Here is a 12,506-nt window from a genome sequence, read left to right on the forward strand (position 1 = left end):
AAAACCCGTCAATTCAAAGTTTTTTTAAGAATTACGTTGGGGCAAAATGCTATAATCATCCAAAGTTTTTTAGGCGCTCTATTGAGCGATGATGTATTTAGCCATCATCCATTGAGCGATGGTCAGGCAAAGCTGTTGAAGAAGGTTAAGCTGTGTTGAAAGCAAGTGATGTGATGGATTGTATGATGGGTCATAAGGTGCGTACCAATGTCAATGCGCAATCATCAGCCATCAGCGCTTTGTTAATTGCCTTGGTGAGTATATCGGGTGCGTTAACTGCCTGTAGTCCGTCATCGACGCCGCCATCCACAACGTCACAATCGGCTTCGACCACCGCTTCGAGCGCTAATAGCAATAATGCCAGTAATACCAATGCGACGCCAAATGCAAGTCTTGCGAGTACAACTGCAGCAGTGCCCAATCAACTCACGATTTACACCTCCATTGACAAAGCGGCGCTTGAGCCGTTATTAACTAGCTATGCTAGGCAAATCAATGTGCCGATTCATATCGTGCAAGATGAGCCAATGTCAATTTTGGCACGGTTGAAAGCAGAAGGTGCCAATAGCCCTGCGGATGTGATTTTGACTGAGGATGCGGGTATTTTTAGTACCGCAGTCGAAGAGGGGCTGTTACAACCCTTTAATGCCGAAAAAGCAGTGGCGCATGTGCCGGAGCGTTATCGTGATCCTGATGGCAATTGGATTGCGTTATCTAGCTACGCGCGTACCGCAGTGTATGATAGTCGTGTACTCCATAGCAATGATATCTCAAGCTATGCCGACTTGGCCAAAGTCAAATGGTCACAAAAACTATGCCTAAGCCAAGGCAAATACATCCCTAATCAATCACTGGTGGTCAATCTCATCAACAATCTGGGCGATAAACGCACCCAAGAAGTGATGCAAGGCTGGCTTGCCAATCTAAGCGTCCCCGTGCTGCTTGATGACAGTGAAGTGCTAAAGGCCATAGAAAGCGGTAAATGCCAAATCGGTCTAGTCAACAGCAACCACTACGGACGCTATTTGCAAGCGCACCCAGATACCCCGATTAAAATCAAATGGATCAATAAGGGCTACGGCGGCGTCAGTACCAACATCACAGGGGTTGCCATTGCGCATGCTGCCAAGCATACCGAGTTGGCGCTGGGGCTGATTGAATGGTTGGCTGCCAAAGATCAGCAATCACTGTATGCCAGTTTAAGCAATACCTTTCCGATTGACCCCAATGCCGAAGCCTCAGTATTACTCAAGTCTTGGGGGGATATCGAAGTCAGCCCGATACCTGTCAGATTTTATGGCGAAAGACAAGCGCTGGCAGTCGATTCCATGCAGCAAGCGGGTTATTACTAATTAGCTTTACTCACCAAAAAATGCAAATAACGCCCTAGCCATTTATATGGGTCTTGCCCGCTATAGGCGACTTCCATATCAATCACCGCTTGTGGATTGGTATGTCCACCACGCTTGAGCGGTGAGTAATCATGAAACACCCGTAACCCTGAGGTATGCAAGATTTGGTAGTGATGGTCACCAATCCAAGCAATCACCTCATCTTTTGCCACTGGGTGATTGGGCGTCAAACTGCCATTATCGGCTTTAAAATCTTTGTTATTTAGTAGGTTAAAATTGCCCATCACCAAGTTACGATACACAAAGCTGGCAGGGTTATAAAAACACAGCGATAGCACCCCTTTTTCAGCCACATCATCCACGAGCCACCGATCAAAAAAATCCATAATCAGTTTGGGCTCAACCAACCACTCAAGTAAGGCATGGCATAGAATTAAATCGTATTTGCCCGTTAATTTATCATCCAATTGCTGATAAGGGCAGGTATGCCAGGTGATATTTTGTGCCGCCTCGCCTGCATTTTGTTTGGCAATTTCAAGCATATTGGCAGAGATGTCATTGATGGTGACGTCATGCCCGTCTTTGGCAAGTTCGATACTGATTTGCGCCAAACCTGCACCAACATCCAACACGCGAAGGGGTCGGTTGTGTGTCTGTTGCCATGACTTTACCCAGCCAAAAATATCATGGCGCAGCACAGCAAGGCGAATTTCACCTTTTAAGCCGCCGTATATTTTTTTCTCAAAATGCGCGCTGATGTCATCAAAATTGCGGTCTTGGTTCATCATACAAGATTTTTCAGTCCGCGTTGTTTTTCGCGTTGATAATCACGCTCTTTTAAAGTGGCGCGTTTATCGTGCAGTTTTTTACCCTTCGCAAGGGCAATTTCGCATTTGACGCGTCCATGACTCCAGTACACTTTAAGCGCCACACAGGTATGACCTTTTTGGTTAACCATGCCAAAGAGCTTATCAATCTCGCGGCGGTGCAGCAGTAGTTTACGGGTGCGAAGGGGGTCAGCGACAATGTGAGTCGATGCCGATAACAGCGGCTGAATATGCGCGCCAAACAAAAAGGCTTCACCATCTCTAAAAATCACATAGCTTTCGGTGATACGCATTTTACCGGCACGGATGGATTTGACTTCCCAGCCGAGTAGCTCAAGCCCCGCTTCAAAGCTTTCTTCAATAAAATACTCGTGACGCGCTTTTTTGTTGCTAGCAATCAGGCTAGGCATTTTTGGTTTTTTAGTCATTTAGGTTTCCTTGCTGCAACATCGCGGACATACCCAATGCTGCACAGCGTGTTTTAATCATTTTGTTGCCATAATCTTATTACAAGAGTCGTGCTACATAAATCAGTATGATAAGCCGTTTAATATGGCGATAAATCCCAATAAATCAATTCTTGGGTTTTGATTACTAAATTTAAGTTTTTGATTATTGGGCTTTGGATTACTAAGTTTTAATTGCTACGCTTTACCCTAAGTTTTCATTCAGCTTTGGGTAAAAGGCTGCAAAGCTGTCATGATAACACGCTAAACACAAATTGATAGTGAGATTTGATTGTTAATTGGGGTCAAATTTTGCTAGGATTAGCAACAAACTAGCAATCTTTGTTTTAGCCGTATTGTTAGCGCCAAATAGCGCATTATTTATCATAAAGAGACAGCCATGTCAGCAGCCAGCCAGCCACTTGCCACGCCTTATACTAAAATTATCTATCCGGGTACATTTGACCCGATTACCAAAGGGCACCTTGATTTGATTAAGCGCGCTTGCCGCCTGTTTGATGAGGTGATTGTCGCGGTGGCGATTGGGCATCATAAAAAACCGCTATTTACTTTAGAGGAACGGATTGGATTGGTAGAAAAAGCCTGTCATGATAAAGGCTTGAGCAATATATCCGTGATTGGCTTTGATGGGTTGTTGGTGGATTTGGCTAGGAATCAACAAGCCACAGGTGTGCTGCGTGGATTGCGGGCGATGTCAGATTTTGAGTATGAATTTCAGCTCGCCAATCTCAATCGTGAACTAGACCCAAACTTTGAAGCGGTGTTTTTGACCCCATCGCAGCAATATTCTTTTATCTCCTCAACGCTGGTGCGCGAAATTGGCAAATTAGAGGGTGATGTGAGTAAATTTGTACCGCCGTGTGTCGAAGAAGCATTTGAACGAAAAAAACAACAGGGTTGGTAAGTCGTGGTAAAATAAAGGTTTCTTGGTAAACGTCTTAAAAGCTATGGCATTAATAATCACTGATGAATGTATCAACTGCGATGTCTGCGAGCCACTTTGCCCCAACGATGCGATTTATGTGGGCGAGTTGATTTATGAAATTGACCCTGCGCTGTGTACCGAGTGTGTCGGTCATTTTGATGAGCCGCAGTGTTCGCTGTTTTGTCCGGTACCTGATTGTATCCCCAAAGATCCCAACTATTTGGAGACGCCAGCGCAGTTGATGCTCAAATTTGAGCGCATCACCCAAACTAAAACCAGTCAATAAATTTTCATAACCGCTATTTTTAACAACGTCGATTTTTAACAAAACTATTGTAGATAAGGAATGTCTATGCCCGCCAATAAAGCAGAACTGAGTGCTTTTCTAAAGCAATCTTTCCCCCAAGCCAACTGCCACATCGAATCAGTGGGTAACGGGCAAGCCATTGTATCCCATCCTATCGGTGATGATGAATTACGACCGGGTGGCACGGTATCAGGGCCTGTGATGATGAAAGTGGCCGATGTGGCGCTATATGTGGCTATTTTGGGCGAAATCGGTATCGTGCCATTGGCAGTGACCACCAATCTTAACGTGTCTTTTCTGCGAAAACCCTCTGCACAAGCCAACCTTATCGCCAAATGCCAGCTTATCAAAGTCGGGCGCACGCTTGCGGTAGGCGATGTATTGATTTACTCAGAAGGTGATGACAGACCTGTGGCGCATGCAGTCGGTACGTATGCGTTGCCTGCTGACCGTGACTAAATAGATAAAGCCTGTTATAATGCTTGCCTTGGCAGACCAGACGAACGCTGCTTGCCCCTGTTTACAGTGGGTAAGGGGAGGAAAGTCCGGGCTACACAGGGCAGAGTGCCAGCTAACGGCTGGGGGGCGTAAGCCTACGACAAGTGCAGCAGAGAGTAGACCGCCTTAGCAATAAGGTAAGGGTGAAAGGGTGGGGTAAGAGCCCACCGCATGACTGGTAACAGTTCATGGCAAGGTAAACTCCACTCGTAGCAAGACCAAATAGGTGTCCGTATGGCGTTGCCCGCGTTGGACACGGGTAGGTTGCTTGAGCGTATTGGTAACGATACGCCTAGATGAATGTTCGTCCTAGACAGAACCCGGCTTATCGGTTTGCCATGCTTATTTTAATCAACCTATTGTTATCAATAGGTTTTTTATTTTTATGGTCGACACTCGTGCCTTTTTAACTTCCTGATTATCATAAAGCGTGAAACTAGCTTAACTTGCCGATTTGGTAGATTTGAAATTAGCCACTAACCTTGAAATGGCAGGGTGAAATTTCGAATACGCATAAAGCGTTTACTAAACAGTGATTTGATAGGTTGTTGCGGCGTGATGTAAGTGATTCTTTGCTCTGACATGATATCAATCAGCTTAACGACTTCTTGCATGCCCCAACTATATACATCAAATGATTCTATAAAAGCATGGTGTTTAAAGGCATAGGAATGCTTGGATAAATCAAAACAACCCATAAACCAGTTGTTAAATATGGTATTTGAAATATAGCCTTGACCAATGATTTTGATATGGGTGTGGCGATCATCTTGTTTTAACGCATGAAGTAAGTTTGCACACGCTAACTCATCGCCTTCATAATACTGAAAAAATTTACCCGCATCGTACAGCAAAAAACCAGTGATACCAGAGCTGGTATTGTTTTTGATAGATTGGTTCAGAATTTGGGTAAACGTATGTTGATTTAACGCCGCAGTCAGCGTTATCTCACTACAATAAGCCATAAAGTATTTTTGTGACATCCCAACAGTCCTTGGTAAGTGGTACGTGAATATGAATTCCAAATAATTGCTACTATCCGCTAGAGCCGCTTGCAACATTATATAAATTTGCAAATTAAAATAGTCATGATAGTCAAAATTAGAAAAAATACCAATTACATTTGTGTTGTAATTCTAAAATCTATCCTATATTTGACCCATATCATGAGCGAAAAAAAACCGCTTGAATCAGCGGTTTATTAACCCAAAAGCAACTCAGAAATAATCCAAAAGTAACGCAAAAGTTACTTCAAGGATGGCGGCTGATGAGGGTGCCAACGCCTTTATCAGTAAAGACCTCTAGCAATGTCGCATGCGGGACACGACCATCGACAATCACCGCACTTTTTACCCCGTTTTTTACCGCTTCTAGCGCATAGCTGATTTTTGGAATCATGCCGCCAGAGATAGTACCATCGGCAATCATCTCATCCACCTTGCTAGGGGTAAGCCCAGTGGCAACATTGCCTTCTTTATCAAGCACCCCTTTGATGTTGGTGAGTAAAATCAGTTTTTCCGCGAGCATGAACTCAGCGACTTTCCCCGCCACTACATCAGCATTGATATTGTAAGTATTGCCTTCATCATCCACGCCAAGCGGTGCGATGACAGGAATAAAGTTAGAGGCAATCATCAAATCAATCACATCACGATTGATGCTGACCACATCACCCACAAATCCCAAATCAATTTGCTGTGGGTTGCCTTGCTCATCCGTTTTGGTCATGGGTAATTTTTTAGCGCGAATGAGACTGGCATCTTTACCGGTTAAGCCAATAGCACGACCACCGTGTTTGTTGATGAGATTGACGATAGATTTGTTGACACTACCACCAAGTACCATTTCCACCACATCCATGGTGGCTTTGTCGGTCACTCGCATGCCATCAATGCGGTCAGAGCTGCGCCCCAATTCTTTAAGCAAGTTATCGACTTGTGGACCGCCGCCATGGACCACCACAGGATGAATGCCTACGGTCTTTAACATGACGATATCTCTGGCAAAAGAACTCTCTAATATCGGATCGGTCATGGCATTGCCGCCGTATTTGACCACCATCACTTTATCTTCAAAACGCTGGATGTAGGGTAGTGCTTCGGTCAATACGTCAGCGGTATGCATGGCCTGCTCAAGATCTAATGCCATTTCAAATCCTTATATAATGTTGCTAGAGACGTTTTTTAAAATGCGATTTTAACAGCGGTGTTTATACAGGCTCAATTTGTGCGACTTGCTCGGCAAGGTTGTCATCAATCGTTCGACATAAGTCAACAAAAATAGATTGAATATGCCGCAGCTCGGCAACGTCATTGGCAGAAAAACGCACGGTCAAAAAACTGCCCGTATTTGACTTGCGTAAAATACCAAATCCATCCGCAAAATCCAAGCGTAACCCATCAATCGTATTGACGTTTTTGACCGCAAATGAGGATTTTAACCGTTTAAACGGCTTTTTACCCAGTGCCGTGATACGAGCAATCACGGTTTGACCATAATGGTTATCGGCGATAGGTAAGTACATATCTGCCGTACTAATACAAATGGGCAAACTCGCTAGGATATCAGTGAGGCTGATAGGCTGATGGCTCAGCCAATTGAGTAAGCGGGCAGCCGCATACATGGCGTCGTCATGTAGCACAAAATAGCCATCGTTAAAAATAAAATGCCCTGATAATTCACCTGCAAAAATCGCGTTGTCTGATTTGTTTTGTAACGACTTTCGCATTAAGCTACTGCCAGTTTTGGTCATCATCGGGGTGGCACCATGCGAAGCGATGAGACTGGGCACATGATGTGAGCATTTGACATCAAAAATGACTTTTCTAGCAGTTGATGTATGCGCACTGGGCAATTCTTCAATGGCAATGCGAGAGAGAAGATAAAGCAAATTGTCAGGGCTAATCATCTGACCCTGTGCATCAATTACCATCACCCGATCGCCATCGCCATCAAATGCCAAGCCGATATCTGAGCCTGTAGCTTTGACTGTATGAGCTAACTGCGTCAAGCGATTGGACTGCGTTGGGTCTGGGTTACCTTGGGGGAAATTGCCATCGGGAGAGGCGTTTAGCATGATGCAACAATAGCCAAGCTGGCTAAATAAAGTTTGGGCAAAGTCACTGGTTGCACCATGCATACAGTCGATGACAATTTGCTGAGGTGCATGAAAATAGGTAGTTTGAGTGAGTTTAGCTTGATTGATGTGAGCAAAAGCCTGCTCGATAGCTTGGATATAAGTTGCAAAAAAATCTTTGGGCGTTGAATAGTGGGTTTGCCTGATGGCAGCAATAAGCCTGTCATCAGGCACGATGGCTTTGTAGCCAATTAAAGCCTTATAAAGCTGCTGCACATCATCACCGCTTGGCGACTCATGATTGATGAGCCATTTAATGCCATTGATATGTTTTTGCGAATGACTGGCGGTGACCATCAGCCCATTACCGGAAAATTGCTGAGCCATAAATGCCATCATCGGTGTGGTTGTCAGTCCCAACCACTGCACCACTAGACCGGCTTGCTGGCAAGCATACGCCATATATTTGGCAATTTCTTGGCTTTGTTGGCGAGCATCGTAACCGATGACAACCGTAGGTTTGTTTGCCGCTAAAGTTGCCGTTGTTGCTGTCGTTTGGTGAGCATAGACAAAAAGCTCAGCAAATGCCCTTGCCAATGACCAGACAAAATCATCGGTAAATAAGGTAACATCACCACGAATATCGTAAGCTTTAAAAAGAGATTTTTGCGGAAAAAAAGGATGAATAAACAGAGTATTCATAAAAAAAACATCTAATTGATTTTACACTACCAAAATCATAGCATTGAAATTTGGCAAAATAATTAAATACTCTGTTATAAATTGTTAAAAATAACTGAAAAAATGCTAATAATCAATGGGTTCCCGTTGAGCCAAAACCGCCTTCACCGCGTACACTGATATCAGAAAACTCCGCTACAATCTCAAAGGTCGGACGCGCAATCGGCACGACCAAATACTGCGCCATTTTTTCACCAGGTTGTAAGACATAATCGGTTTGACTACGGTTCCAGATAGAGACCATTAATTCGCCTTGGTAATCAGCATCAATCACGCCTGTTAAATTACCGAGGACGATACCATGCTTATGCCCCAGCCCAGAGCGCGGCATGATAAAACCCACATAATCAGGGTCTTGAATATAGATAGCGAGTCCTGTACCAATCAATTGGCTTTCACCAGCTTTTATAGTGATAGGCTCATCAATACAAGCACGTAAATCTATACCCGCCGAGCCGTCTGTTGCCCGATGAGGTAGGGGAAATTTATCATCATTACCAATTTTGGGGTTTAAAATCTTGACTTGTACTTGCTTCATGCTTACCAACTTATCATATAGGTTTAAAAAAATGTAAAAAAACCACTATATTATAAACCTAAATGGCGCGATACTGAGCGAATACCAAAGTAAGTTTTCTTAACCAAAAAGAAGAAACCAAAAAAAGAGCAGCCATAAGCTACTCTTTTGTATTGATATCAAGTGTTCATCTATGAATTCAATTAGAATTTATAGTGAGCACCGACAGTGACTAAATCTGAATCCACTGAAACATTATTTGTTACGTCAACTGAAGGCAGACGCGTATATTCAGCTTCTACAGACGCATTTGGTGAAAGGTTGTAACCTAAACCGACACCACCTGCAAGACCTGACTCGTCATATTTATCATCACCAAAATCAACTTGGGTTTGCGCAAAACCTAATTTACCTTTGGCATAAACATTCGATGTTGGGAATTGGTATTTATAAGTACCATATAAACCTGCAGTATTCGTGCTAATTTCACCTACTTTCGTACCGCTAACTTTTAGATCTTCTTCTGAAGAATCTACATATTCAACTTCTGCACCAAAATTAGGGGTAAAATTATAACCTGCATACACACCATAAGCCGTTTGGTTGTCAGTATCAAGACGGTCAACATCAGTATTAAATTGACCCGCTTTGACACCTACATAAGGTTGACCGGTGTAGCCAACAGTATTGGTTTGATAAAGAGCAGCGTTTGCACCTGCAGTGACAACTGTACCTGCAATTAAAGCTAAAAGGGTTTTATTTAAAGTTTTCATCGTCTTCTCCTTCAGAAGTTTTTTGAAAAGTATCACAACAAGCAATGTAAAATTTTAGTTAAGTTCATTTGAATATTAGCTATGTAACTAGTTGCTACTCAGCGTTATTAGTTGACCCTGATTAATCAACCAGTTATTGCCCTGCTTGTTTTGTTAAAGCCATCATAGCAAAATAAATTTAGATTACTGTCGGTGTTTAACAGGTCGGACGTTAAATTATGAAATGAAATTTGCCAGAAAGGTAAATAAGCTACTTATTTGAAATTTTTTGTTACATCTCCTGTCAAGCACCCTATTTCTAAGAAATATTTAGTTACATTTACGTGAATATTTGGGTCAAATCTTTGTCATACGGGCTGTTTTTGCAATAAAAAAAGGGCTTAAAGTTACCTTTTTCGCCCTTTTTTCTACGCAGCAGTTTATTATCAAGTAATTATTTGGCGGCTTTGCTTTTGAGTAACGCCTGAATATTGGCCAAATAATCCTCTGCAGTCTTCTTGGGTTGGTGGGCTGCCGCTGATTTTTTCATGCCAGGGGCATCGATATGTTCTGCCGGCAGTTCGTCGATAAATCGGCTAGGGGTGGTGGTTTTCATTTGACCCCCTGCACGGCGCTGGGCAGCCAGCGTCATGGTCAGCTCTTTACGGGCACGGGTAATCCCCACGTACATCAAGCGTCGCTCTTCTTCGATGGATTCAGCAATAATGGAGTTTTTATGCGGTAATAGTTCTTCTTCAAGTCCCATAATATAGACATAATCAAACTCAAGCCCTTTAGCGGCGTGTAGCGTCATCAGATTGACTTTATTGGTATTTTCCTCTTCCTGCTGCTGTTCTAGCATATCAAGTAACACAAGCTTACGAATAACTGCATCAATGGTGCGATCATTGTCATCATCGGCACGGTTAATCAGGTTTTGGATACTGGCGTAAAGCGTCTCGATATTATCAATACGAACTTTTTCTTGCTGCGGGGTTTTTGCTTCGCTTCGTACCAAATCGATATAGCCAGTTTCATCAATCATTTGTTTGACCAACGGCACAGGGTCGGGATGCTGGTATAGCTCTTGGGTGTAACGCTCAATAAAATCAGCAAATTCTTTAAGCTCGCCACTGGCTTTTTTGGGTAACACATGAGTCAGTCCACTATGACCACTTGCCATCAAGAGCGAGACTTGGTGTTCTTGGGCAAATAGTCCGAGCTTTTCAAGGCTGGCAGGTCCAAGCCCACGTTTTGGGGTATTGATAATCCGTAAAAAGGCACTGTCGTCTTCAGGATTTAGAATCAAGCGCAAATAGCTCATAATGTCTTTGATTTCACTACGGGCAAAGAACGACGTGCCGCCTGATAACTTATAAGGAATTTGCAGCTGACGTAGCTGAGCTTCCAACATACGCGCTTGAAAATTACTACGATACAGTACCGCATAATCTTGCCATTCATTGGCGTTGCGAAGTTTGTGGGTGATGATTTCTTTGGCAACGCGCTCTGCTTCATCATCATCGTTACGACAATTGATGATGCGAATCAGCTCGCCATGCCCTTTATCTGACCATAATTTTTTTTCAAATAAATGCTCATTATTGGTGATCACTGAGTTGGCAGCGTGCAAAATACGCGACGTAGAGCGATAGTTTTGCTCAAGTTTAACCACTTTTAATTTGGGAAAATCCTCTTGCAGCAGTGCCATATTTTCAGGTTTTGCCCCACGCCATGCATAGATGGATTGGTCATCATCACCCACCACCGTAAAACGCGGCTGCACGCCCACTAGCAGTTTAATCAATTCATATTGCGCGGTATTGGTGTCTTGGTATTCATCTACCAATAGATAGCGTATGCGATTTTGCCATTTGTCACGTATTTGGGTATTTTCTTGCAGTAGCCGTGTCGGCATTACAATTAAGTCATCAAAATCCACCGCATTATAGGCACGTAGGTTACGCTCGTAGAGTTGATACAGCGTTGCAAATAGCATATCTTCAGGGTCGGTCAGCGTATCCGCTGCTTTTTCAGGCGGGACTAGGTCATTTTTCCAATCTGAAATCATTTTGATAGCTTTACCGACCAATTCACGGCTCTCGGCACCGCTCATGTTGTCACGTACCATCAAATCCATCAACAGCCGCTTGCTATCTTCGGCATCCATGATGGAAAAATTGCCTTTAAGCGGCGTATGCAATAACTCGTAACGTAAAAACTGCAAGCCAAACTGGTGAAAAGTCGAGACAGTTAAGCCTTTGGTTTTATCACTTGGCAATAATTTTTGCACACGGGCTTTCATCTCGCGAGCCGCTTTGTTGGTAAAGGTGACCGCGGTGATACGCTCGGCTGGCATTTGACATTCTTCAATCAGATAAGCGATTTTACGAGTAATCACGGATGTCTTACCCGAACCTGCACCTGCCAGTACCAGCAAGGGTCCAGAGACATATTGCATGGCTTCTTGTTGGCGAGGGTTTAATTGGCTCATAGTCGCTTCCACCGTTAATAAAAGTTGCTCAGTAAAAAATGGACAATCGACTATTATAGTCTAAAGCGCAAAAGATAAGGAAATAGTTAGCGGTAAAATTTTAAGAAATAATCCGTGCAAAAATCCATAAGCCGGTGGTCGTCAATGACTGCCATAAAAAAAAGATGCCACAGCGCATCTTCTATGAATTGAACTAATAACAATATACTAATTATGGGTAGACAATACCACCTGTTGGCTTGGCTGATTTAAGGTACTAACAACCGCATCAGTCGGACTTATCGATGGCTGAGTATCCTTTGTCAAATCGCTTGACAGTTTAAAGCTGAGTGCCAAAAATGACATCATAGCCACTGCCATCATGGCGTTTTTGATTGGGCTATTAGCAATCGAACTATTAGAAATTGGTGCATTACTCATCATCTTATCCTCGATTAATCAGCTAGCAGATACCACTCTCGTCTTTTATTTGTTTATAATACTCCCCGAAAACTAGACCAAAAAATTGCAGCAAATAAGATAGAATAGCCCTTAAGAAAAGAGGTCTATC

The 12,506-nt window shown here is 43.3% G+C and carries 13 protein-coding genes and 1 other RNA gene; 5 read left to right on the plus strand and 9 right to left on the minus strand.

Annotated features, from left to right (window positions below):
• Window positions 1-152 precede the first annotated feature (152 nt).
• Window positions 153-1,352 (plus strand): extracellular solute-binding protein, encoded by a 1,200-nt coding sequence (locus ACH0AB_RS04710; protein WP_406877372.1) that lies wholly within the window; start codon window positions 153-155, stop codon window positions 1,350-1,352.
• Here the strand turns inward: ACH0AB_RS04710 and ACH0AB_RS04715 are convergent.
• Entirely contained in the window at window positions 1,349-2,140 is a 792-nt protein-coding gene (locus ACH0AB_RS04715; RefSeq protein ID WP_406877373.1) for a methyltransferase domain-containing protein, read from the minus strand. The genes ACH0AB_RS04710 and ACH0AB_RS04715 overlap by 4 nt on opposite strands.
• The gene (smpB, locus tag ACH0AB_RS04720) at window positions 2,137-2,607 is read right to left on the minus strand and encodes an SsrA-binding protein SmpB (protein WP_007115442.1); all 471 of its coding nucleotides are present in this window, start codon (window positions 2,605-2,607) and stop codon (window positions 2,137-2,139) included. The genes ACH0AB_RS04715 and smpB overlap by 4 nt, the downstream gene beginning before the upstream one ends.
• A gap of 418 nt (window positions 2,608-3,025) precedes the next feature.
• Between smpB and coaD the strand changes: the two genes are divergently transcribed.
• From coaD to rnpB, 4 genes are all read left to right on the plus strand, one after another.
• Entirely contained in the window at window positions 3,026-3,550 is a 525-nt protein-coding gene (coaD, locus tag ACH0AB_RS04725; RefSeq protein WP_406877374.1) for a pantetheine-phosphate adenylyltransferase, read from the plus strand.
• 43 nt (window positions 3,551-3,593) lie between these two features.
• Complete coding sequence (locus ACH0AB_RS04730; protein ID WP_096488615.1) at window positions 3,594-3,857, plus strand: YfhL family 4Fe-4S dicluster ferredoxin; 264 nt, start codon at window positions 3,594-3,596, stop codon at window positions 3,855-3,857.
• Window positions 3,858-3,923: 66 nt separating this feature from the next.
• The gene (locus tag ACH0AB_RS04735) at window positions 3,924-4,337 is read left to right on the plus strand and encodes a PaaI family thioesterase (RefSeq protein ID WP_007115445.1); all 414 of its coding nucleotides are present in this window, start codon (window positions 3,924-3,926) and stop codon (window positions 4,335-4,337) included.
• Window positions 4,338-4,365: 28 nt separating this feature from the next.
• An RNA gene (gene rnpB, locus ACH0AB_RS04740) (RNase P RNA component class A) lies at window positions 4,366-4,720 on the plus strand.
• Window positions 4,721-4,852: 132 nt separating this feature from the next.
• Here rnpB and ACH0AB_RS04745 read toward each other — a convergent pair.
• From ACH0AB_RS04745 to ACH0AB_RS04775, 7 genes are all read right to left on the minus strand, one after another.
• On the minus strand, window positions 4,853-5,359 hold the full coding sequence (locus ACH0AB_RS04745) for a BLUF domain-containing protein (protein ID WP_406877375.1): 507 nt from the start codon (window positions 5,357-5,359) through the stop codon (window positions 4,853-4,855).
• 268 nt (window positions 5,360-5,627) lie between these two features.
• Window positions 5,628-6,524, minus strand: a complete 897-nt coding sequence (argB, locus tag ACH0AB_RS04750; protein ID WP_313423867.1) for an acetylglutamate kinase — start codon at window positions 6,522-6,524, stop codon at window positions 5,628-5,630.
• Window positions 6,525-6,585: 61 nt separating this feature from the next.
• Window positions 6,586-8,154 (minus strand): phosphomannomutase/phosphoglucomutase, encoded by a 1,569-nt coding sequence (locus ACH0AB_RS04755; RefSeq protein ID WP_406877377.1) that lies wholly within the window; start codon window positions 8,152-8,154, stop codon window positions 6,586-6,588.
• A gap of 112 nt (window positions 8,155-8,266) precedes the next feature.
• The gene (gene dut, locus ACH0AB_RS04760) at window positions 8,267-8,731 is read right to left on the minus strand and encodes a dUTP diphosphatase (RefSeq protein ID WP_007115450.1); all 465 of its coding nucleotides are present in this window, start codon (window positions 8,729-8,731) and stop codon (window positions 8,267-8,269) included.
• A gap of 182 nt (window positions 8,732-8,913) precedes the next feature.
• Entirely contained in the window at window positions 8,914-9,483 is a 570-nt protein-coding gene (locus ACH0AB_RS04765) for a porin family protein (RefSeq protein ID WP_406877378.1), read from the minus strand.
• A 433-nt stretch (window positions 9,484-9,916) separates the two neighbouring features.
• Window positions 9,917-11,956: a UvrD-helicase domain-containing protein gene (locus ACH0AB_RS04770; RefSeq protein ID WP_406877379.1), complete on the minus strand. Its 2,040-nt coding sequence runs from the start codon at window positions 11,954-11,956 to the stop codon at window positions 9,917-9,919.
• Between the two features lie 207 nt (window positions 11,957-12,163).
• A complete protein-coding gene (locus ACH0AB_RS04775; protein ID WP_050324060.1) occupies window positions 12,164-12,376 on the minus strand; it encodes a hypothetical protein in 213 nt (70 codons plus the stop codon).
• Window positions 12,377-12,506: the final 130 nt, after the last annotated feature.

The organism is Moraxella sp. 179-F 1C4 NHS (genome assembly GCF_045370505.1).
Classification (GTDB): Bacteria; Pseudomonadota; Gammaproteobacteria; order Pseudomonadales; family Moraxellaceae; genus Faucicola; species Faucicola tetraodonis.